This is a genomic window from Yunchengibacter salinarum (assembly GCF_037658235.1).
In the GTDB taxonomy this organism is placed as follows: Bacteria; Pseudomonadota; Alphaproteobacteria; order Sphingomonadales; family Kordiimonadaceae; genus Yunchengibacter; species Yunchengibacter salinarum.
The window spans coordinates 38,376-60,211 of sequence record NZ_JBBJLN010000008.1 but is presented as its reverse complement, the minus strand read 5'-3'; the positions used below and the strand labels follow the sequence as shown (position 1 = coordinate 60,211).

13 protein-coding genes are annotated in these 21,836 nt (G+C 66.5%); 7 read left to right on the top strand and 6 right to left on the bottom strand.

Features of this window, described 5'->3' with window-relative positions; genetic code table 11:
• The first annotated feature begins 25 nt into the window (after positions 1 to 25).
• Positions 26 to 4,501: a translocation/assembly module TamB domain-containing protein gene (locus WGH93_RS09885; RefSeq protein ID WP_374764722.1), complete on the top strand. Its 4,476-nt coding sequence runs from the start codon at positions 26 to 28 to the stop codon at positions 4,499 to 4,501.
• On the opposite strand, the gene WGH93_RS09880 is transcribed toward WGH93_RS09885, so the two are convergent.
• From WGH93_RS09880 to WGH93_RS09865, 4 genes are all read right to left on the bottom strand, one after another.
• Positions 4,495 to 6,045, bottom strand: a complete 1,551-nt coding sequence (locus WGH93_RS09880) for an HAL/PAL/TAL family ammonia-lyase (protein ID WP_374764721.1) — start codon at positions 6,043 to 6,045, stop codon at positions 4,495 to 4,497. The two genes, WGH93_RS09885 and WGH93_RS09880, sit on opposite strands and share 7 nt — an antisense overlap.
• Positions 6,042 to 7,340, bottom strand: a complete 1,299-nt coding sequence (locus WGH93_RS09875) for an AMP-binding protein (protein WP_374764720.1) — start codon at positions 7,338 to 7,340, stop codon at positions 6,042 to 6,044. Before WGH93_RS09875 ends, WGH93_RS09880 begins: the two co-directional genes overlap by 4 nt.
• Positions 7,341 to 7,378: 38 nt before the next feature.
• Positions 7,379 to 7,756 carry a photoactive yellow protein gene (gene pyp, locus WGH93_RS09870; RefSeq protein ID WP_374764719.1) on the bottom strand — a complete coding sequence of 126 codons (378 nt, stop codon included), beginning with the start codon at positions 7,754 to 7,756 and terminating at the stop codon, positions 7,379 to 7,381.
• A gap of 134 nt (positions 7,757 to 7,890) precedes the next feature.
• Positions 7,891 to 8,958 (bottom strand): hypothetical protein, encoded by a 1,068-nt coding sequence (locus WGH93_RS09865; protein ID WP_374764718.1) that lies wholly within the window; start codon positions 8,956 to 8,958, stop codon positions 7,891 to 7,893.
• A 216-nt stretch (positions 8,959 to 9,174) separates the two neighbouring features.
• Here WGH93_RS09865 and WGH93_RS09860 point away from each other — a divergent pair, with 216 nt between their 5' ends.
• The 3 genes from WGH93_RS09860 to WGH93_RS09850 all read left to right on the top strand — a co-directional run bounded on the left by WGH93_RS09860 (position 9,175) and on the right by WGH93_RS09850 (position 16,021).
• Positions 9,175 to 10,764, top strand: a complete 1,590-nt coding sequence (locus tag WGH93_RS09860; RefSeq protein WP_374764717.1) for an alpha-amylase family glycosyl hydrolase — start codon at positions 9,175 to 9,177, stop codon at positions 10,762 to 10,764.
• A 138-nt stretch (positions 10,765 to 10,902) separates the two neighbouring features.
• Positions 10,903 to 12,435: a S41 family peptidase gene (locus tag WGH93_RS09855; protein WP_374764716.1), complete on the top strand. Its 1,533-nt coding sequence runs from the start codon at positions 10,903 to 10,905 to the stop codon at positions 12,433 to 12,435.
• 124 nt (positions 12,436 to 12,559) lie between these two features.
• Positions 12,560 to 16,021 carry a pyruvate carboxylase gene (locus tag WGH93_RS09850; protein ID WP_374764715.1) on the top strand — a complete coding sequence of 1,154 codons (3,462 nt, stop codon included), beginning with the start codon at positions 12,560 to 12,562 and terminating at the stop codon, positions 16,019 to 16,021.
• A 47-nt stretch (positions 16,022 to 16,068) separates the two neighbouring features.
• On the opposite strand, the gene WGH93_RS09845 is transcribed toward WGH93_RS09850, so the two are convergent.
• Both WGH93_RS09845 and WGH93_RS09840 read right to left on the bottom strand, forming a co-directional pair.
• Entirely contained in the window at positions 16,069 to 17,097 is a 1,029-nt protein-coding gene (locus tag WGH93_RS09845) for a CNNM domain-containing protein (protein ID WP_374764714.1), read from the bottom strand.
• Positions 17,098 to 17,151: 54 nt separating this feature from the next.
• Positions 17,152 to 17,751 (bottom strand): MarR family winged helix-turn-helix transcriptional regulator, encoded by a 600-nt coding sequence (locus WGH93_RS09840; protein ID WP_374764713.1) that lies wholly within the window; start codon positions 17,749 to 17,751, stop codon positions 17,152 to 17,154.
• Between the two features lie 407 nt (positions 17,752 to 18,158).
• Between WGH93_RS09840 and ectA the strand changes: the two genes are divergently transcribed.
• The 3 genes from ectA (at position 18,159) to WGH93_RS09825 (ending at position 21,654) form a co-directional block, all read left to right on the top strand.
• On the top strand, positions 18,159 to 18,668 hold the full coding sequence (ectA, locus tag WGH93_RS09835) for a diaminobutyrate acetyltransferase (RefSeq protein ID WP_374764712.1): 510 nt from the start codon (positions 18,159 to 18,161) through the stop codon (positions 18,666 to 18,668).
• A 132-nt stretch (positions 18,669 to 18,800) separates the two neighbouring features.
• The gene (gene ectB / locus WGH93_RS09830) at positions 18,801 to 20,090 is read left to right on the top strand and encodes a diaminobutyrate--2-oxoglutarate transaminase (protein ID WP_374764711.1); all 1,290 of its coding nucleotides are present in this window, start codon (positions 18,801 to 18,803) and stop codon (positions 20,088 to 20,090) included.
• Positions 20,091 to 20,202: 112 nt separating this feature from the next.
• The gene (locus WGH93_RS09825) at positions 20,203 to 21,654 is read left to right on the top strand and encodes an aspartate kinase (RefSeq protein ID WP_374764710.1); all 1,452 of its coding nucleotides are present in this window, start codon (positions 20,203 to 20,205) and stop codon (positions 21,652 to 21,654) included.
• The last annotated feature ends 182 nt before the right edge of the window (positions 21,655 to 21,836 follow it).

The window sequence follows — 21,836 nt, the reverse complement described above, 5'->3', positions numbered from 1 at the left end:
ATCGCGGGTGCCATAAAGGACCATGATGACCGACCGCGACCCCGATCCGAATGCGCCCCACGCCCCCGCCCTGCGCCGCGCCCGGCGTGTGGCAAGGGCGCTGGTGCTTACCCTGCTGGGGCTGGTCGCCACCCTGACCGTTGCGGGCGGGGCGGGCCTGATATGGCTGGACAGCGGGTCCGGGCATCGCTGGCTGGCGGCACAAATCCGCCGGGAGGCCACCCCCGCCACCCCCGGTATCCGGCTGGACGGCCTGTCCGGCAGCCTGTTCGGAACAGTGCGGATCGAAGGGTTGGCGCTCACCGACCGGGGCGGCGCGTTCGCGCGGGTCGGGCGGGTCCATCTTGGCTGGCGCCCGTGGGCGCTGACCGCGCGCACGCTCAGGGTGACCCGGCTTGAGACCGAGGGCGCGACGCTGACCCGCTTGCCGGCGTTTCCCGCCACCGGAGCGGAGAATGACGGTGGCGGCCTGTCGCCGCTGCTGGCCTGGCTGCTGCCCCGCAGTGCCCGGATCGACGGGGTCGATGTGCCGCTGGATGTGAGCGGCCTTTTGGCCGGGGCGGGTCGCGGCGCCGCGACCATTCGCCTGAGCGCCGCCCTTCAGGCCCGCGCCCGTCCGCTGGCGGTGTCGCGGTTGAGCCTGTCGGTGGCGCCGGGCCCCACCGGCGACGGGCGGGACCGGGTGTCGATCGTCTTTGACCGGGTGGATCGGGCCGCCCCGCTGACGCTCAAAGCCGAGGGTGCCGTGCATCCGGCTGGCCTGGTGGACCGGCTGGCCGGGCTGAGCCTGACCGCGCCCGTGGAACTGGACCTGTCCGGCGCCGGACCACCCCATGACTGGCGGGGAAATGTGCGCCTTGCGGGCGCGCTTGCCCGGCTTGACGGGGATGTGGCCGTGGCGGGCCGGGATGTGCGCCTTGCGGGAACGCTGGTGCCGCGCCCGGCGGCGGCGGAACGCATGGCGGATGTGGCCCGCCTTTATCCCGCGTTGTTGCGGGAAACCGCTGAATTTGAGCTTGCCGCCCGGCTGGATGACACCCCGGACCTGACGGCCACGCTGACCGGCGCCGCCCACCGGCTGGAAGCCGGGGCCACCTTTGGCGACTGGTCTTCGGCACCGGAAAGCGCCCGGTTTGCCCTTGATCTGGACGGGCCGGACCTGGGCGGCGCGCTGGCTGGCTGGCAGGTGCGGGATGTGCGCCTGCGGGCGGCCCTGACCGGCGGGTCGCTGAGCGGCGATCTGGACGGGGCCCCTTTCACCGGCAGCCTGTCCGCCGCCCGGCTTGGCCCCGACAGCGGCCATCTGCGCGATGTGGCGATGGATTTTGCGCTGGCGCGGCAGGGCGGCGATCTGGCCCTTCGCCTGAATGGATCGCCGGGGCGCCCGGTGGGGCCGGATGTGCCGCCGCCCCTGTCGGTTTCCTATCGGATGACCACAACCGCCTATCTTGACGGCTGGGCCGCGCCGGATCGGGCGCCAGTGCTGCATGTGGCGGACCTGACCGTTACCGGCGGCCCGGTGGCGTTCAGCGCCGAGGGGCGGGGCGACAGCGATCATGGCCTGCATCAGTTGGATGGGCGGCTGGATCTGGCCCTGGCGCCCTTTGCCGGGGGGCTGCTTCCCGTGGACAGCCGGGGGCGGATGCAACTTCTTGCCACCACGCGGGAAAATCGTGACGGTGTCGTTCGATTAACCCTGTCCGGTGACGGGCTGGCGCTTGGCCCGCTGGCGGATCAGGTGCTGGGGGCGGCACCTCGGATGACGGCCCGCCTGATGACGGACCAACCCGGTTTTGGCCTGTCCGAAATCGCCGTGCAGACACGGGCCGTATCCCTCACCGGCGATGTGCGCATGGCGGCGGATCGGGCGCTGAGCGGGTATCTGGCGCTCAGGCTGTTGCCGGAAGAGTTGACCTTGCCCGGCCTGCCCCTGGCACTGGAAGGGTCGGTTCGGATGACGGCGGACCTGTCCGGGCAACTGGACCGGCCCGGCCTGTCACTGGAAAGCCGGCTGGACGGGCTGACCCTGCCATTGGGCACCCTGACCGGGGTACGCCTGACCGCGACCCTGCCGGACCTGACCCGCCCCGAAGGCCCGATACGCCTGACCGGGGAACTGGAAACCATCCCGCTGCGCGCCTCCGCCCGGCTGACCCGCCTGGACGGGGCGGTGCGGATCACCGAGATTGCCGCCGCGGTGGACCGCCTGCGCCTGAGCGGGGCAATGACCGTGGCGCCGACCCTGTCGGGGGCGCTGACCCTGTCGCTGGACGGCCAGCCCACCGGGCGCTATCCGGTGCTGAGCGGGTCCGGCGCGCTGACGGCCACATTGGAACAGCCCCATGGGCACACCGTGATCGGCCTTGAAGGGAACCTTGTGGGGCTGGATACCAATCTGGGCGTGGGCGCCGGGCTCGACCGGTTCGAAGCGGATGCCCGCCTGAGCCTGGAGGCACCCTATCCCCGGCTTGAAGGGTCGCTGGTGGCCACCGGCCTGCGCCGGGGGCTGCTCAGGTTCGAGCGTCTGGCCGTGGGCCTTGCAGGCGCGGATCAGCCGGACAGCGCCGTATCGTCGCCGCCGGGCACCGCGCTGACGGCGATCAGCCTGAGCGGCGCCTATCTTGCCCCCTTTGACGGCCAGGCCCGGCTTTCGGTGGACGGGCCGGACCTGGCGCTGGCGCTGGCCGGGCGCTACGGCGACACCCGTATCGCCACCGAAACCCCGATCCGGCTGGCGCCGGGCGGCGATGGTCCCCGGCTCAACGTGCCGGGCCTTCGGGTGGGGACCGGGCGCGTAGAGGGTGCGGGCGCAAGGGATGCGGTGCGCCTGAAGGTGGAGCGGCTGCCCATGGCCTTTCTGTCCGCGCTCACCGGCGCTGTTTCGGCCACCGGCAACCTGTCCGCGACGCTGGATATGACCCTGCCGGATGCGTCCCCGCCCACGGGCCGGGCCAGCCTGCGGGCGGAGGCGCTGGAATTTCCCGCGCTGGGCGCGGTGGCGGCCACGTCGCCGCCTTTTGATGTGGCGGTGCGGCTGACCGCCGAAGATGGCCGCGCCACGCTCGTTGCGGACGTGGGCGCCGGGGATGCGCCGGCCCTTGAGACGGGGCCGGGCTTTGGCCGGGTGAAGCTGGACTGGCCCATGGGGCCGACGGGCCTTCCGTCCGCCGGGCCGGTATCGGGCAATGTCCGCTGGGATGGCCCGGTGGCGCCGCTCTGGGCACCGGTGCGCCGCCCCGACCATGATCTGGCGGGCACGTTGAAAGCGGAAATGACGCTTGCTGGAACGGTGGCCGCTCCGGCGTTGGAGGGCAGCGCTGTCTTTCAGGGCGGGCGCTATGGCTATCGCCCGCTGGGCCTGGCGCTAGAGGGCCTGACAGCGCGGCTGGAAGGGCGCGGGGCTCTGCCGTCCGGCGCGGAAACGGCGGACCAGACCCCCGCCCTGCGGCTGCGGCTCACCGATCTGAGCGCCGAAGATGGCCGTGGCGGCACATTGGGCGGCGAGGGCACTTTGATGCTGGACAGCAAGCTGGTGCCGTCCATGTCCATGCGGTTCGTGGCGGACAGCCTGCGCGTTCTGGACACCGGCGCCACCCGCGCCGTGGCCAGCGCCGACCTGTCCTATGAGCGTGACGCCGGGCGATCCCGGCTGTCCGGCAGTCTGACGGCGGAACAGGTGGATGCCACCCTGGCCAATCGGTTCGAGGGGGACGTGGCGGCGCTGGAGGTGCGCGAGATCAACCGCCCCGGCGAGTCCGCCGATCCGCGCCAGCCCCGCTTTGTGGACCGGCACCGCACAGACCTGTCGCTTGATGTTTCGGTACCGAACCGGTTTTTCGTGCACGGGCGCGGCCTGGAAAGCGAATGGCAGGGGGCGCTGGAGGTGCGCGGCACCACCGATCAGCCGCGCATCACCGGCAGCCTGTCGGCGCTGCGCGGCACCTTTGATTTTGCCGGTACCCGCTTTGAATTGGAACGGGGCGTGCTCGGCTTCGATGGCGGCCAGCGCATCGATCCCACGCTGGACATGATGACCCGCGCCAGCCTGACCGGGTTGGATGTGACCCTGAGCCTGAATGGCCATGTATCCGCGCCCCGTCTCGATGTGGCATCCAGCCCCGCCCTGCCGCAGGATGAAGTGCTGGCCCGGTTGTTGTTCGGGCGTGATGCCGCCAGCCTGTCGGCGGTGCAGCTTGCCCAGCTTGCCGCCACCCTGCAACAGCTTCAAAGTGGTGGTGGCGGCCTGATGGGAAATGTGCGCAGCACCCTTGGGCTGGACCGGCTGAATGCGCGCGGCGGCGAGGGCGAGGACGGTGGCGTGGTGCTCACAGGCGGCAAATATATCCGCAACAATGTCTATCTGGAGGTGGAGAGCAACACCGCCACGCAGGAAACCGCCACACGGGTGCAGGTGGACCTGACCCGCCGTCTGCGGGCGGAGACGGAAATCGGCCCCGACAATCGCAACAGCCTGAAGCTGCGGTGGGTCTGGGATTACTGATCCGGCGGCCCGGCCAGCGGCTGGCCCGGCAGGGCCAGGCTTTCCAGATTCCCGGCCAGGCGTTCGATCTCGCCCGACAGGGGGCGATCCGCGATCAGGGCGGCGCTGTGCGCGCGGATGGCCGCCACCAGATCCGCCAGACCCGCCGGCACGCGGTCGGTGGCGCCGGACATCTCCGCCGCCTGGGCGATCACCATGGCCTCTATGGCCAGAATCTGCCGGGCCATTGACAGCATCCGGTTCACCTTGCGGGCGGCAATGGTGCCCATGGTGACCACATCCTGATTGTCGCCATTGGTGGGAATGGACTGGATGGAGGCGGGCACTGCTTCGGCGCGCATTTCCGCCACCAGCGCGCTGGCCGTGACCTGTGCGCCCATGAAGCCGCTGGTGATGCCCGGTTGCCCGCCGGTCAGAAAGGGCGGCAGGCCGGGATTGCGCCGCGCATCGGTAAGCCGGGCGATGACCCGTTCCGCGAACACCGCCAGCTTGACCACGGCCATCATCAGGCTGTCGCTGGCATAGGCCACGTGCTGGCCATAGAAATTGCCGCCATGCACCACCCGGTCGGCCACAGGGTCCAGCACCGGATTGTCCGTCACGCTGGCAATTTCGGTGCTGACTGTCTCAAGGTGAAAGCGCAGCACGTCCAGCGCCGCGCCCAGTTCCTGACCCACGCAGCGCAGGCTGTACACCGCCTGGTGCGCGCCCGTGCCGTCGCCCACGGTGCCCGTGGCCCCCGGATCAATCGGCCCGATCAGGTCGTTCAGTCGTCGGAAGGCCCGCTTCTGGCCGTCATGGGGGCGCAGGTCCGCCAGCAGCGGGTCAAAGGCTTCGCGCGGGGCGCGGCTGATATGCACATCCAGCGCCGACAGGCCCGCCTGAAGGTCCAGCAATGCGGCCATTTCCGTATGGTTCAGTGCCGCCAGTCCGGTCATGGCGGCGGTGCCGTTGACCAGCGCGAGGCCGTCCTTCCGCGCCGGATCGAGCGGCGTCAGCCCGGCGTCGGCCAGCGCGGCGGCGCTGTTTCGGGGCGTGCCGCCGGGGCCGAGAACGGCCCCTTCACCCATCATGGCCAGCGCCATATGGGCCAGCGGGGTCAGGTCGCCGGATGCCCCCACCGTGCCCTTTTCCGGCACCACGGGCAGGATATCCCGGTTCAGCATGGTCGCCAGAAGGTCCACCACGCCGGGCGACACGCCGGAATGACCCCGGCACAATGTGGCCAGCCGCACCGCCATCACGGCACGGACGCGGTGGGGGCTGAGCGGCGGCCCCACACCCGATGCCAGATGATAGATCAGATTGCGCTGAAGCACCGGCGCCTGATCCGCCGGGCTCCGGTGGGCGGCCAGTGGCCCGAAGCCGGTGGTGACGCCATAGATCAGGTCGCCGCGGGCGATCATGCGGTCCAGCGCCGCGCTGGACCGGTCAAGCCGGGCGCGGGTTTCCGTGCCGAGGTTTACCCTGGCGGCGCGGCGGGCAAGGGCGGCGATGTCCCATGGGGTTAGGTTGGCGCCGGGGTCGATGACGGGGCAGTTCATGGCGTGTGCGTGTCCTTTTCCGGCGGGGCGGGGTGCGGCTCCAGAGTCTCACCTGATTCCAGGCTCTCCGCTGGCTCCAGACTGAGGCGGGGTTGGGCGGCGGCGGGCAGGTGGGTGGCCAGATGGTCGCGCACCGCGGCAAGCAGGGTGTCGGGCGTTTCAGGGGCCGTGGCCGGGTCGGTGGCGGCGGTGACGCGGGCATGAAGCCGGGCGCCGTAAGGGCCGTCTTCCAGTGTCACGCGGGCGGCGGCCACGCCCGTCACCGCGCATATCTCGGCCCGTACATGGTCGGGGCACACATTATGGCCTGCCACCTGCACCATGCCGTCGCGGCGCCCCGCCACGCGGAAACGGCGCGGGCCGGTCCAGTCCAGATGGTCGGGGATCTCGGTCATGTGGCCCTGACGGTCTTTCAGATGCGTGTCGCCGTGGCGCTGCCAGTTGGGCAGCAGGGTGTAATCGGCGGCGCCCGCGGGCCGCCAGCCAAGCCCGCCGGTTTCGCTGGCGCCCACAATGTCGGTCAAGGCCAGCCCCGCCGCCTGAAGCGGCGCCGTGAGCGCGTCGTCGAACGGCGCGGTGGAGGTGACCCCCGCCACATTCCCCGCCGCGCCCTGATGCCCGTTTCGGGGCAGGGCGATCGCGCCATCGGCCAATGCGCGGGCCATGCGGCGCCAGAAATCCGGGTGGCCGATGACCAGATCGCCGGGTGCCAGCGCCCGGATCAGGGTTCCGGGCATTTGATGGTCGGCTTCAAGAACCGGCACATGCAGCGCCTGCGGCAGAAAAACGGTGAACAGCAGGCCGTAAATGTGATGGGCGGGCACCGCCGCGACGATGCGCCTGCGGGACTGGAAATGCGCCGCCCAGAAGGCCGTTTCATCCAGCAGGCGGCGGGTGGGATGGGTGACGGCCTTTGCGGGCCCGGTCGTGCCGGATGTTTCCACCGTCACGCAGGCGCCCCCCTGTTTGTGCAGGGCGGCCTGTGCGCGGGCGGCGATGGCGGCCCACTGGTCGAACCGGCGGCGGGCCAACAACAGGTCGTCCAGCCCCGCCGCGTCGATCCGCCACTGAGTGGCCACCGCCGTGGCGGCATCCATCAGGGCCACGGATTGCAGGCCCAACGCCCCGTCACCGTCATCCCGGTCGTCCAGGCGGGTGGTGTCCGTCCAGCGCTGGTCCAGCGCGGGATTGTGCGGGTCGTGGGCTTTCAGCACGGCCCGCACGCGGGCGCGAATGGCGCGCCCCAAAAAAGCCGGATCAAGCAATGCCGGGTCCGGCTTTTCCGGTGCGGGCATATCGGCCTTTCCGGCGCCTGTATGGGAGCGCCCTGCCGTCATGCCCGCTTGACGAAGACCCAGATGCTGTCACCGGTCAGCGCTTTTTTCATGTGCACCTTCACCTTGGTGGGCACCATCTTGTAATCGAAGACATAGTTGAAGATCACGCTGTCTTCCTTGCCGTCCCGGATGGCCTGGAAGCGGCCATGAAATTCATTCGTCTTGGTGCAGGGGGCCACATCGTCGAAAAAGTTCTTGCCGATCACGGTGTCCTTGTCGCGGCCCGTAATGTCGCCCTCGGTGGCGTTATAGCGCTTTACCGTGCCGCTCTTGTCCAGTTCGATCGCGCCGAAGGCCAGATTGTCGATATCGCTGTCGGACATCTTGTCCAAGGTGTTCTCAAGGTCTCCCTGATCGAAGCTCACAATATCCATCGTCAATTCCTTTCTGTTCATCCTGTTCTGTAGTTACATTAGGAATTTCGCGGCCAGGGAGGGTCTGGATCAGTTGTATTTCGCTCGCCAGTGTAAAAGTTTCTGTTGGAAGGTTTATGGCGCGCACCTCAGGCTCAGGACAGAAGCACCATGGCGGTGAGGGCCAGAAGGGCGCCCCATCCCGCCCAGCTTTCCACCGCCACCAGATGACCAGGGCGCCAACCGCCATCCAGCACGGCGAGGGCGATCAGGCCCAGAACCACGCCGAGGCTGGCGGCCATGGCCGATAGCTGGCCTGCGCCGGGCTGGTGCAGCGGGGCGATACCCACACCGAGCGGCGCGATCAGGCTGGCCAGCCCCAGCACCGCCACCATCAGCATCATGCCCGCCAGTGGCCGGATCAGGGCGGCTTCCCCGTCGCCGCCACGGCCCAGCCGCCGGGTGGCCATGATCTGTGGCAGGCTTAGCACAAGGGCCAGGAATACTGGCATGGCGCGGGGGCCGGGCACGCCCGTCCCGTCCGCCCAGCCAAGAGCCATCAGGATCAGCAAGGGTACCCACACCGCCAGCGCCAGCGCGGAAAACACGCCCCGCAGGATCAGGGCGCGGCTGCTCTGTTCAAGGGCCAGATCCCGCGTGACCGCCCCGGCATACCAGGGGGACCGGGGCAGGCCCAGGGCATCGTCACCGTCCAGCGCGGCGGCCCGATCCATGCGGATCAGCACCAGCAGCGCCGCGATCAGTAGTATCAGGCCCGGCCCCATGGCCGCCAGTTGGCCCACAGCCCCGGCCCCGATGGCGGGTTGCGCGGCGACCATGGCGGCCAGAAGCGCGGTGATCAGCATGGCCATCAGGGCCGCCGTCAACCCCCTCAGGCGGCCCGGATCATCCAGCGCGGCCACGGCGCTTCGGCCATCCCGGCGCAGCATGTTGCCCAGCAGCAGAAGCGCGCATTCCACCGTCATGCCGCTGATCAGCAGGGGCGCCACATGGTGCCCGCCATCCGTCGCCAGCAGCATGGCGGTGGCCACCAGCCAGGGCCACAGGGGCACCAGCGCCAGCCCCGCCCGCGCGGCGGGCACGGCGGTCCACTGGCGACGTTCGGTCATCAGGGCGGTAACCAGCGCCAGTCGCATACCGAGAAAGGCGATGAACCCCGTGGCGAGCACGATCGCAAAGGCGGTCAAGGGTAGCGGTGTCATCTGGATTCAGTCCCCCGGCAGGGCCACCGCCCCGGATGGTGTTGACGGGTGTGGGCCTGGTCAGCTTCGGCCACGCCGTGCGGCAAAGCTTAAACATGCGGGGCCGTTCCGGTCCATGGTGAAGTGCCGGGCGCCGGCGGGATTGACAGGCCCCGTTCCGCCCCGCTTTGATGGGGCGGCAAACGGACGGGCGCAAGGTGCAGGGGGTGATAAATCATGAACGATTGGTGGCGCGGCGCGGTTTTCTACCAGATTTACCCCCGAAGTTTCATGGACAGTTCCGGTTCTGGAACGGGTGATCTGGCGGGTGTGACGGAACGTCTGGATCATGTGGCGGATCTGGGCGTGGATGCCATCTGGCTGTCGCCATTTTTCACCTCGCCCATGGCGGATTTCGGCTATGATGTGGCGGATTACCGGGATGTGGACCCGCTTTTCGGCACGCTTGAGGATTTCGATGCCTTGCTGGCCCGCGCCCACGGGCTTGGCCTGAAAGTGATCATCGATCAGGTCTATTCCCACACCAGCGACCGCCACGCCTGGTTTCAGGAAAGCCGGGAAAGCCGCCATAATGCCCGTGCCGACTGGTATGTGTGGGCGGACCCGGCGCCCGATGGCCGCCCGCCCAACAACTGGCAGTCCGTGTTCGGCGGCCCGGCCTGGACATGGGACGCCCGGCGCCAGCAATATTATCTGCATAACTTCCTGGCCGAGCAGCCGGACCTGAACTTTCACAATCCGCGGGTGCAGGAAGCGATGCTGGATGTAGCCCGCTTCTGGCTGGAGCGGGGGGTGGACGGCTTCCGGCTGGATGTGGCCAATTATTATTTCCACGATAAATCGCTGCGGGACAATCCGCCCGCCAAAACGCCGCCCCGCCTGCGCCCCTATGACATGCAGGCCCATATCCATGACCGCAGCCGCCCGGAAACCCTTGGCTTTCTGGAGCGCCTGCGCGCCCTGATGGACAGTTACGGGGATCGCATGGCGGTGGCGGAAATCGGCTGCGACCACCCCATGGAACGGTCCATGGAATATACCAGCGGCCCCCGGCGCCTGCACACCGCCTATAATTTCACGTTGTTGGACGCGCATAAGCTGACGCCGCGCCTGATCGCCTCGGCGATGGCGGGTTGGACCGACCCCGCGGCCTGGCCGTCCTGGTCGTTCAGCAATCATGATGTGGTGCGCGCGCCCAGCCGGTTTGGCGACGCCCGGCCCCCGGCGGGGCTGCCGCTGCTGTTGAATGCCCTGTTGCTGAGCCTGCGGGGGACGATCTTCCTGTATCAGGGGGAGGAACTGGGGCTGCCGCAGGCCCATGTGCCCTATGAGCGGCTGGTGGACCCGGAAGGCATCCGCTTCTGGCCGCACACGCTGGGTCGGGACGGCTGCCGCACCCCCATGCCCTGGCGGTCGGCCCTGCCCCATGCCGGTTTCAGCACCCATGAGGACACCTGGCTGCCCATGGACCCGCACCATCCGGCGCTGGCCGTGGATGCCCAGACCGATCAGCCGGACAGCGTGCTGGAACAGGCCCGCGCGCTGCTGCGCCTGCGCCGGGAAGCGCCCGCTCTGCGCCAGGGCTCCATAAAGGCGGAGGCGCTGGATGACGCCCTGTTGCTGGTGACCCGCCGCGCCGGGAACGCGGGCACCATGACCGCCCTTTTCAATCTGTCCGATACCGCCACGGAGCTGTTCCGCGATCTCGGCGCCGCCACGGCGTGCTTTACCGTGAACGGGGCCAGCCTGGACCGGGGCGGTCGCGCCAAGCTGCCGCCCTGGTCGGGCCTGTTTGTGGCAGGCTGAACCCGGCATTTCCGTGCGCCCCCCGGTGCGGGGGGCAACATGAAGGGGTGGACCTTGGGGGCAGGCTGGCGCAGGGTCGGCCATCATGTGCCGGGGGGCTGATCCCGGAACGTCCATATTCGGCAAAAGGGGTCTTTCATGCGCGCTTTCGTGCTGTGTTTCATGATTGTGATGGCGCTGGGCGCTGGCGGGCGGGCCTTTGGTCAGGGTGATGAGCCATGGGCCGACCGGGCCAGCCTTGCGCGGGATGCGGCCCTTCTGCTCGATGCGCTGGAAAGCCTGCACCCGGCCCTGCTGCGCCATCAGACCGCCGAGGACTGGGCCGCCAGAAAGGCGGTTTTCAGCAAAACATACGGGGCGGCACAGGGCCGCCGGGACGCCTATGGCGCCTTGCTGCGCTTGCTGGGCGCCGTGTCGGATGGGGGGTTGAGCCTGCCGCCCGAACGGCAGACCGGGCCAATCAAGGCATGGATGGCCGAGCAGCCGGGCCTGCCCTTTCGCCTGGCGGTGGGGGCGGACGCGCTGCACGTTCAGGCGGACGCCAGCACCAGCCAGCGCATTCAGCCGGGGGAGCGCATCACGGCCATAAACGGCGTGCCGGTGGCGCGGTTGTTGGCCCGGCTGGCCGATCTGGTGCCACGGGATGCGCCGCCGGATGCCCTGGACGGGATCGATGGCCCGCCGCCCTGGCATCAGGCCCTGCATCTGACGGGCCGTGTGGATTTTCCGTTGCTGGATCGCCTTCTGCCGCTGGTGGCGCCGCCCGAAGGGGGCCGGTATCGGCTGACCATGACCGGGGCGGACGGCGTATCCTACAGCCTGTCGGTGGCTGCCATTTCCGCCGAAGCGCGCCATGCCCGGTTGCGGGCGCGGGACAGCCTGCCGGAACGGCTGGTGCAGGATGGCTGGGCCTTTCATTTTCTGGACGAGGGCTTCGCCTATCTGGATGTGGGGCTGCTGACGAGCTGGACCATGGATCTGGATTGGCGCCGCTTCATTCAGGAAGCGATCGACCGTGCCGGAGCGGGCCCGGCGCCCGCCATGCTGATTGATCTGCGCGGCGTTTCAGGGGGCGACGAGCAGGTGCTGGACCTGTTGGCCCGGCAACTGGCCCACCGCCCTTTGTCCGGGGAGCGGGTGGTGAAACGGCTGGCACGCGCCGAGGTGCCGACGGCGCTGCGCCCGCATCTGACCACCTGGAACCCCGCCTTTTACGACTGGCGGGACCAAAGCACACCGCTGGCCGGGGGCGGTGTGTCCCTGAACGGGCCGGACGGGGCGGTGGTCAGGGTGCCCCGGCTGGAAAAGGCGTTTGCCGGGCCGGTGGTGCTGCTGGTGGACGGCGCCAATCGGGAAGAGGCGTTCGCCTTTGCCCGTTTGATGAAGAACAGCGGTCGCGCCCGGCTGGTGGGGGCGGTCACGGGCGGCAGTCTGCGCGGTGTGACCGGCAGGCCGAGCCTGATCCTGACCCTGCCTGCCAGCGGTTTTCGCGTGCGGCTGCCCCTGATCGATCGGCATGTGCCCGGCGACCGGCCCGCGCATGGTGTGTTGCCGCATGAATCTGTTTCCCCGAACCCGGCGGAAGACAGCGACGATCCGGTGTTTCAGCGCGCCCTTGCCACGGCGCGGCGGCTGGCGGGGGAAGGATCGGATCAGGGCGGCGCGCAATGATCGAAGCCGTTTCCCGTCTGTCCGGTTATTGAAGTTTCACGGCCAACCGGATATGAGGGTACCCCGTGTCCTGATCATGCCGTGAAAACGGCCATTACAATCGATTGCAGGGAGCGCCTCCCCCATGTCCAAGCATCATACCGGTCCGATCAAGAAAATCCTGGTTGCCAATCGCAGCGAGATCGCCATTCGCGTATTTCGCGCCGCCAATGAACTGGGCATTCGCACGGTGGCCATCTACAGCCACGAGGACCGGTTCGCCCTGCATCGCTTCAAGGCGGATGAAAGCTATCTGGTGGGGGAAGGGCAGCAGCCCGTGCGCGCCTATCTGGATATTGACGAAATCATCCGCATTGCCCGGCTGGCGGGGGTGGATGCCATTCATCCCGGCTATGGCTTTCTGTCGGAAAACCCGGAATTCGCCCGCGCCTGCGCCAAGAACGGCATCACCTTCATCGGCCCCAAGCCGGAAGTGATGGAAGCCTTCGGGTCCAAGATGGAAGCCCGCAATCTGGCGGAAAAGGCCGGTATTCCGGTGATGCCCGCGACCGGGGCGTTGCCTGATGATGACGCCGAATGCAAGCGCGTCGCGGCGGAGATCGGCTATCCCGTAATGCTGAAGGCAAGCTGGGGTGGCGGTGGCCGTGGTATGCGCGTGATCGAGAGCGAGGACAGGCTGATCGACGAGATCGCCGCCGCCCGCAACGAGGCCGAGGCCGCCTTTGGCAACCCGGAAGTGTTCCTGGAAAAGCTGGTGCGCCGGGCGCAACACCTGGAGGTGCAGGTGCTGGGCGATCACCATGGCACCGTGGTGCATCTGTTCGAGCGGGACTGTTCCGTGCAGCGCCGCCACCAAAAGGTGGTGGAGCGGGCGCCCGCCCCCTTCCTTGAGGCGGAGCGCCGCACGGCCCTGTGCGAAAGCGCGGTCAAGCTGGCGCGCGCGGCGGGGTATGAGGGCGCGGGGACCGTGGAGTTCCTGTTCGACCGGGATGATAGGCGCTTTTATTTCATCGAGGTGAACCCCCGCATTCAGGTGGAACACACCGTGACCGAGGAAGTCACCGGCGTGGACCTTGTGAAGGCGCAGATCCGCGTGGCGGAGGGCGCCCGCATCGGGGACCCGGACAGTGGCGTTCCGGCGCAGGAAAACATTGTGCTCAATGGCCACGCCATGCAGTGCCGTGTGACCACTGAAGACCCGCAGAACAAGTTCACCCCCGATTATGGCCGTATTGCCGCCTATCGCGGGGCTACCGGGTTCGGTATCCGGCTGGATGGCGGCACCGCTTTTTCCGGCGCACTGATCACGCCCTTTTATGATTCGCTGCTGGAAAAGGTGACCGCCTGGGGTGCCACGCCCGAAGAGGCCACCCGGCGCATGGACCGTGCCCTCAGGGAGTTTCGCATTCGGGGTGTGTCCACCAATCTGCGGTTCCTGGAATCGGTCATTGCGCATCCGAAATTTGTCAGCGGCGATGTGACCACCCGCTTTATCGACCAGACCCCGGAACTGTTCGACTTCACACCCCGCAAGAACCGGGCGACCCGGCTTCTGGGGTTCATGGGCGACGTGATGGTCAATGGCAATTCGGAGGTGGAGGGCCGCGCCCGGCCACCGGCGGATGTGCCCCGTGCCCGCACGCCGCGCCTGACCGACACCGACCCCATGCCCGGCACCCGCCACAAGCTGGAAGAGCTGGGGGCGGAGGGGTTCGCCCGCTGGATGAAGGAACAGGACCGGCTTCTGGTCACCGACACCACCATGCGGGATGCCCACCAGTCGCTGCTGGCCACCCGTATGCGCACTTATGATCTGGAGCGCATCGCCCCCCATTATGCCCGCATGATGCCGGAATTGCTGTCGCTGGAATGCTGGGGCGGCGCCACCTTCGATGTGGCCATGCGCTTTTTGAAGGAAGACCCGTGGGAGCGGCTGGCCCGCCTGCGGAATGCGGTGCCCAACATATTGCTGCAAATGCTGTTCCGGGCATCCAACGGCGTCGGGTACAAGAATTATCCCGACAATGTGGTGCGCTATTTCATCCGGCAGGCGGCGGATGCGGGCATGGATGTGTTCCGCATTTTCGACAGCCTCAACTGGGTGGACAATATGAAGGTGTCCATCGAGGAAGTGGCGAAAACCGGCAAGCTGGCGGAAGCGGCGATCTGTTATTCCGGCGATCTGACCAATCCGAAAGAGACCAAGTACACGCTGGATTATTATGTGACCATGGCGCGGGAGCTGGAAGCGGCGGGCGCGCATATTCTCGGCATCAAGGACATGGCGGGCCTGTGCAAGCCGCAGGCGGCCACGAAGCTGGTATCGGCGCTGAAGCAGGAAGTGTCGCTGCCCATTCACTTCCACACCCATGACACCAGCGGCATTGCCGGAGCCAGTGTGCTGGCGGCGGCGAATGCGGGCGCGGACGCGGTGGACGCGGCCATGGATGCCATGTCCGGCTTCACCAGCCAGCCCAATCTGGGCTCCATCGCGGCGGCGTTGCAGTCGGGGCCGCGCGCCACCGGGCTGGATCATGAGGCGATCAAGCAGATTTCCACCTATTGGGGCGGCGTGCGGCGCTATTATCAGCCGTTCGAGGCGGATATTCGTGCCGGCGCTTCCGAGGTTTATGACCATGAGATGCCCGGCGGTCAGTTCACCAATCTGAAGGAACAGGCCCGCTCCATGGGGTTGGAAAGCCATTGGCCGGAAGTGGCCAGGGCTTATGAGCAGGTGAATCACCTGTTCGGCAATATCATCAAGGTGACCCCCAGTTCCAAGGTGGTGGGGGATATGGCGCTGTTCATGGTGACACAGGAACTGACGCCGGAAGACGTGCTGTCCGACAAGCGGGAGATCGATTTCCCCGAAAGCGTGAAGGACTTTTTCCGCGGTGATCTGGGTCAGCCCATGGGCGGCTTCCCGGAAGCGTTGCAGAAAAAGGTTCTGGGGGACGAAAAGCCGCTGACCGAGCGCCCCGGCGCGCTTTTGAAGGATGTGGACCTGGAGGCCGCCCGCGCGGAGCTGGCCGACAAGGTGGAGCGGGAAGTGACCGATCGGCTGCTGGCCAGTTATCTGATGTATCCGGCGGTGACGGTGGATTATCTCAAGCACCGGGAAACCTATGGCGACGTGTCGCTGATTCCCACCATGCCCTTCTTTTACGGCCCCGACGCGGTGGACGAATTCAATATCGAACTGGAACCCGGCAAGACGCTGATCGTCAACGCCCCCACCATGTCCGAGCCCAATGACGAGGGCGAGCGCACCATCTTTTTCGAACTGAACGGCCAGCCGCGCACCGTGTCCGTGGTGGATCGGGGCCGGGCGCCGAAAAAGGCCCGCAACCGGGTGGCCGACGACAGCGACCCGCATCAGGTAGGGTCCCCCATGCCGGGCATGATCGTGGGCGTGGCGGTGCAGAAGGGCGAAAAGGTGGCCGAGGGCGACCGGCTGTTCACCATCGAGGCGATGAAGATGGAAACCGCCGTCTATGCCCACAAGGGCGGCACGGTGGACGAGGTGGTGCTGACTCCCGGCACATCCGTGGAGCAGCATGATCTGGTGATTCTGCTCAAGGATTGATGGCGCGAAGCGGGCCGGTGGATGCCGGCCACGCTTCATGCCATGCTTCATTCCGTCATGTGACGGCGGCGGCCCTTGGCCGCCAGGGCACGCAGGTCCGCGACGCGGTCGGACTCGTCCATGATTTCCAATCCGATCAGGGTCTCGAACAGGTCTTCCTGGCTGACCACACCCTGAAAGCCGCCGAATTCGTCAAAGACCAGCGCGATATGGTGGTGGCCATCCACCATATGCTTGAGCAGGCGGATCAGGGTCAGCCCCGGCGGCACGGCCAGAAAATCCCGTTTCAGGGCCTTCAGCGGCGTTTCCCCCCGCCCTTCCGCCTGGGCCAGCATCACGTCCTGTTTCAGGATGAAGCCGGTCATGGCGTCCGCGTCGTCGCCATGGATGGGGATGCGGGAAAAGGGGCGGGCCTTTTCATCGGCCATCAGGGCGCTGACGGTGGTGTCTTCATGCAGGGCGAACACCACCGGGCGCGGTGTCATCACGTCGCGCACGCGCACCCGGTCCAGCCGCATCAGATTGCGCACGATCGCCACTTCGCTGCCGCCGATATGGCCGCCTTCGGCCCCCGCTTCCATCAGGGCGACGATCTCTTCGCGGCTTACCTCGTCGTCTCCGCCGCCCGGTGCGATCAGGCGGGTGAGCCGCCGGGACATCCAGACAAAAGGCGCCAGCATCACCGCCAGCCCTTCGATGAAAATGGTCACCGGATGCAGCAGCGCGCGCCAATAGGTGGCGCCGAGGGTTTTGGGAATGATTTCCGACAACACCAGAATGAGAAAGGTGAGCACGGCGGAAAAGGCGCCCACCCAAGCATCCCCGAACACCAGCGCCGCCTGCGCCCCGGCCCCCGCCGCGCCCACCGTGTGGGCGATGGTGTTCAGGGTGAGGATGGCGGCCAGCGGCTTGTCCGGCGCGGCTTGCAGGGACAGCAGTTTCCGGGCCCATGGAACGCCGCTCTGCACCAGATGCAGCACATGGCTGGACCGGGCGGACAGGAACACCGCTTCCGCGACCGAGCACAGAAACGAGACCACCAGCGCCAGCATCAGATAAAGCAGCAGCAGCGTCATATGATGGCGCCCTTCCTGCGCCGCGGAGCCGGGGGTGCGGCCATTATGACGGGATCAGGCATTGCCGGGTTGCGGGCGCGTGTCCCTGCGGTGCCGCCTTGAGGACTCGGGCAGGCCATCCCGGCTGGCATCGCCCGGCCTGGCCGCCGGAACGGCGCCATCCAGTGCGCCGGTGGCAAGGACCGGTGCTGCATCCAGTTCTCCCACTTCCAGAAGGCTTTCCAGCCGTTGCAGGGCGGCCAGAATCATGGTCCGCTCCCAATCCGGCAGGTTGGCAAGCCGGGTGATCAGGCGACCTTGCAGGATGGGTGGCGCCTTGTCCAGCAGGGCGCTGCCGTCGTCGGTCAGATAGACTTCCAGCCGCCGCAGATCCGTTTTGCCCCGTTCGCGGCGGATCAGGCCGCGGGCGGACAGCTTTTCCAGCAGGCTGGTCACCGTCGCCTGGGAAAGCGACACATCTTCCGACAGGCGCCGATTGGTCACGCCCGGTTCCCGTTGCAGCAGTTGCAGCACCAGATATTGCGAGGCCGTCAGCCCCGTTTCCTTCGCCAGGCGACGGGCATCCAGTTCGGTGGCCCGGATCAGGCGCCTGAGCGAGACCACGATGTCTTCGCCCATTTCGGTTTCGGTGCGGGTGGTCATATCCCCGGCCATAAGCGTCTCTATCGATTCCTGCCAGTTTTTCCCGGTCTTTGAGCATCACTTGCCGCGTGCGGTCACAGATCGCTTCAAAGCAGCCAGAACGGGGGATGGCTCGCCCCCGATGGCCCATACGAAACCACGCGAAACCCTTAGATAATAAATTTTGATTGTCTGAGGGTTGAATCAAGTGATGGCGTGAAAATAGGCGCCAGAATTGCGGGTTTGCAAGAAAATTTTTCGTGAAACGCCCCCAACTCCGGTTGACGATGCAGGGCGTTTCGCCTATTTACCGATCGCAAACATATCGATTGTCAAAGCTTTCCTGGCCTTTGAAGAGCGGGAAGGCGCAGCCCTTAAGGGCATTCTCCCTATGCCGCGCGGCCTTGCGGCGCACGACGGGGGAAGGAAAAGGAAGCCTGATGGCTGATAAAGGGGACGCCGACCTGACCATAAGGGCGCCCAAACCCGAAGAAGGCATGGCGGTTCACCGCCTGATCGAAAGCTGCCCGCCGCTGGATCGCAACTCGGCTTATTGCAACCTGTTGCAAACCACGCATTTCGCCGGCACCTCGGCCATTGCCCTGTTGAACGGGGATGTGGTCGGCTTCGTGTCGGGCTATCTGGTGCCGGGCAAAGATGATACGCTGTTCATCTGGCAGGTTGCGGTTTCCGAAGCGGCGCGCGGGCTGGGCCTTGGCAAGCGCCTGATGATGGACATTCTGCGCCGCCCCGCCGCGGCGGACGTGCGCTATCAGGAAACCACGATCACGGAAGACAACGCGGCGAGCTGGGGCATGTTCAAGTCGCTCGCGCGGGATTTGAAGGCGGATTGGACCCATGAGCCCTTCTTCGAGCGGGACCGGCACTTTTACGGTGAGCATGATTCGGAGATTCTCATGCGTATCGGGCCATTCGATCCACCGGCCTGAACCCCCCATGGCCGGTGAGGGGCCGTGTTTGCCCGGCCGGGCAGGCGCCCGCCCCGCCCAAGTGACATTTTGGAACACCCCGCGCCGGGAGAAGGCGCGCTACACCCATTCGAGCGATCAAGGAGATCTGCAATGACCGATAACAAGGCGGATATTTTCGAGCAGTATGAAAGCGCCGTGCGCAGCTATTGCCGCAGCGTGCCCGTTGTCTTCAACAAGGCCGAAGGCGCCTATATGTACAGCGAGGACGGCGAAAAATATCTGGACTTTCTCGCCGGCGCGGGGGCGCTCAACTATGGCCATAACGACCCGGACATGGTGGAGGCGCTGGTCGCCTATATCCGTGAAGGGGGCATCGTGCACGGGCTGGACTTCCACTCCAGGGCCAAGGCCGAGTTCATCGAGACGCTTCAGGACAAGATCCTGCGCCCGCGGGACATGGACTATCTGATCCAGTTCACCGGCCCCACCGGCACCAACTGCGTGGAAGCATCCATGAAGCTGGCGCGCAAGGTGACCGGGCGCACCAATATCATTGCCTTCACCAATGGTTTCCACGGCGTGACCATGGGGGCGCTGGCGGCCAGTGCCAACCAGCACCACCGCTGCGGCGCGGGCGCCCAGCTTTGCGGTGTGCAGCGTATGCCCTATGACGGCTATATGGGGGAGGGCGTGGACACGCTCACCTATTTCGAGCAATGCCTGAACGATCCCTCCAGCGGCATCGACAAGCCCGCCGCCGTTCTGTTCGAGGGCATTCAGGGCGAAGGCGGCCTGAATGTGGCCAGCTTCCAGTGGATGAAGCGGCTGGAGGAAATCTGCCGCGCCCACGACATCCTGCTGATCGCTGATGATATTCAGGCGGGCTGTGGCCGTTCCGGCACCTTTTTCAGCTTCGAGCCGTCGGGCATCAAGCCGGACATGATCAACATGTCCAAGTCCCTGTCGGGGCTGGGCCTGCCGGCGGCCATCGTGCTGGTGCGCAAGGATCTGGATATCTGGAAACCGGGCGAGCATAACGGCACCTTCCGGGGCAATGCCCATGCCTTTGTCACCGCCAAGGCGGCCATGGACAAGTTCTGGTCCGACGACCGGTTCGAGAAATCCGTGCGCGAAAAGGCCGATGTGGTGGCCGAGGCGCTGGACGCCATCGCTGCCCGGCACAAGGCGCTGGGTGTGCGCCGCAAGGGCCGTGGCATGATGCAGGGCCTGGCCTTTGATGATCCCGCCGTGGCCGATGCTATCACCGGCGTGGCGTTCGAGCACAATATGATCATCGAAACCGCAGGGCCGCGGGATGAAGTGGTCAAGTGTCTGATCCCGCTGACCATTGAAATGGAAGACCTGAAACGGGGCCTGGATATCCTGGCCCGGTCGGTGGATCGGGTTGCCGCGGATCATCCGGCGGCCGCCGCGGAATAAGCTCGTTATCGGGCCGGGCGGGATGTTTCCGCCCGGCACGCTGCCGCTGTGCGTTGGCGGCATGGACACTTCAAGCAGAAAAAGCGTCTGGCGCGCTAGAGGGATGGAATTCATGTTCGGGGAAAACCATACGGTCGAAAAGGTGGGCGGCACGTCCATGTCCGATTTCCGGGCGACCGAGGCCAATGTGTTTGTCGGCAGCCGAACCGGGGAGCGGCTGTATAACCGTATCTTCGTTGTGTCCGCCTATGGCGGCATCACGGACAAGCTACTGGAAGACAAGCGCGGCGGCGACCCCGGTGTGTTCGAGGTGTTCCGCACATCCGACAAGGCGGACGACTGGGAAAACGAGATGTCCGAGGTGCAGACCGCCATGCTGGCCATCAATGACGAGATGTTTTCCGAGACGCCCAAGCTGCGGGAAAAGGCGGATTCCTTCATCATCGAGCGGCTGGAAGGCGCGCGCAATGCGTTGAACGACCTGAACTCCCTGTGTTCCTTCGGGCAGTTTCATCTGGGCGAGCTGCTGAACAATGTGCGGGAAATGCTCGCCGGGCTGGGGGAGGCGCACAGCGCCTTCAACACCACGCTGATGCTTCAGGATCTTGGCGTCAATGCCCGCTTCGCGGACCTGACCGGCTGGAAGGAAGATGATCAGCCGACCCTGGACGAACGCATCACCAATACCTTCAAGGACATGGACCTGACCCGCGAACTGCCGGTGGCCACGGGGTATGCCCACTGCGCTGAAGGGCTGATGCGCACCTATGACCGGGGCTATTCGGAAGTGACCTTTTCCAAGATCGCCTGCATCACCCATGCCCGCGAGGCGATCATCCACAAGGAATATCACCTGTCCAGTGCCGACCCGCGCGTGGTGGGCGCGGATAATGCCATCCCCATGGGCCGCACCAATTATGACGTGGCCGACCAGTTGTCCAATATGGGCATGGAAGCCATCCACCCCCGCGCCGCGCGGGGGCTGCGCCAGCTCGATATTCCGCTGCGCATCAAGAACACCTTCGAGCCGGAGCATGAAGGCACGGTGATCTCCAATGACTGGGAGCGGGACGATCCCCGCGCCGAGATCATCACGGGGCGCGACGACATCTATGCCATCGAGGTGTTCGAGCAGGACATGGCCGGCTTCCCCGGTTATGACAGCATGATCATGAAGGAGTTGGACAAGTACAAGGTCCGCGCCATCAGCAAGGACATGAACGCCAATTCCATCACCCATTATCTGGCGCGCCCGCTCAAGACCGTGAAGCGCATCGTCAGCAGCCTGGAAGAGGCTCTGCCGGGGGCGGAAGTGTCCGTGCGCAAGGTGGCGATCGTATCCGTGATCGCGTCCGACCTGGCGGACAGTGCCCTGCTCTCCCTGGCCACCAAGGCGCTGTGTGACGAGGGGCTGCCCATTCTGGCCATGCAGCATTCCTCCCGCCGCAAGGATGTGCGCTTCGTGGTGAAAGTGGAAGACGAGCACAAGGCCATCAGGGCGCTGCACCGGGAACTGGTGGAAAAGAAAACCGAGAAGGACGCGGTCTCCCTCGCCGCCGTGTAGGGGGCTGCCGACGGTACCGGCGAAACAGGCGGCGCAGGTGAAACAGGGGGGCGGGCGCGTGTCCGGCCCCTTTCCTGTGTCTTTTACAGTATGCGCCCACATGGCTCATGACCTGCGCGATTTGCAAGCGGGGCCGCTTTGTGAAAGGCTCCTGATGCGCGCACCGGGCGGTCCTGGCCGGG

Coding starts and splice junctions, on each gene's coding strand:
- WGH93_RS09880 (WP_374764721.1), bottom strand. CDS start 6,045: ATGAACTGCCCCGTCATCGACCCCGGCGCCAACCTAACCCCATGGGAC.
- WGH93_RS09885 (WP_374764722.1), top strand. CDS start 26: ATGACCGACCGCGACCCCGATCCGAATGCGCCCCACGCCCCCGCCCTG.
- WGH93_RS09845 (WP_374764714.1), bottom strand. CDS start 17,097: ATGACGCTGCTGCTGCTTTATCTGATGCTGGCGCTGGTGGTCTCGTTT.
- WGH93_RS09875 (WP_374764720.1), bottom strand. CDS start 7,340: ATGCCCGCACCGGAAAAGCCGGACCCGGCATTGCTTGATCCGGCTTTT.
- WGH93_RS09840 (WP_374764713.1), bottom strand. CDS start 17,751: ATGGCCGGGGATATGACCACCCGCACCGAAACCGAAATGGGCGAAGAC.
- WGH93_RS09855 (WP_374764716.1), top strand. CDS start 10,903: ATGCGCGCTTTCGTGCTGTGTTTCATGATTGTGATGGCGCTGGGCGCT.
- WGH93_RS09850 (WP_374764715.1), top strand. CDS start 12,560: ATGTCCAAGCATCATACCGGTCCGATCAAGAAAATCCTGGTTGCCAAT.
- WGH93_RS09860 (WP_374764717.1), top strand. CDS start 9,175: ATGAACGATTGGTGGCGCGGCGCGGTTTTCTACCAGATTTACCCCCGA.
- WGH93_RS09825 (WP_374764710.1), top strand. CDS start 20,203: ATGTTCGGGGAAAACCATACGGTCGAAAAGGTGGGCGGCACGTCCATG.
- WGH93_RS09865 (WP_374764718.1), bottom strand. CDS start 8,958: ATGACACCGCTACCCTTGACCGCCTTTGCGATCGTGCTCGCCACGGGG.
- pyp (WP_374764719.1), bottom strand. CDS start 7,756: ATGGATATTGTGAGCTTCGATCAGGGAGACCTTGAGAACACCTTGGAC.
- ectA (WP_374764712.1), top strand. CDS start 18,159: ATGGCTGATAAAGGGGACGCCGACCTGACCATAAGGGCGCCCAAACCC.
- ectB (WP_374764711.1), top strand. CDS start 18,801: ATGACCGATAACAAGGCGGATATTTTCGAGCAGTATGAAAGCGCCGTG.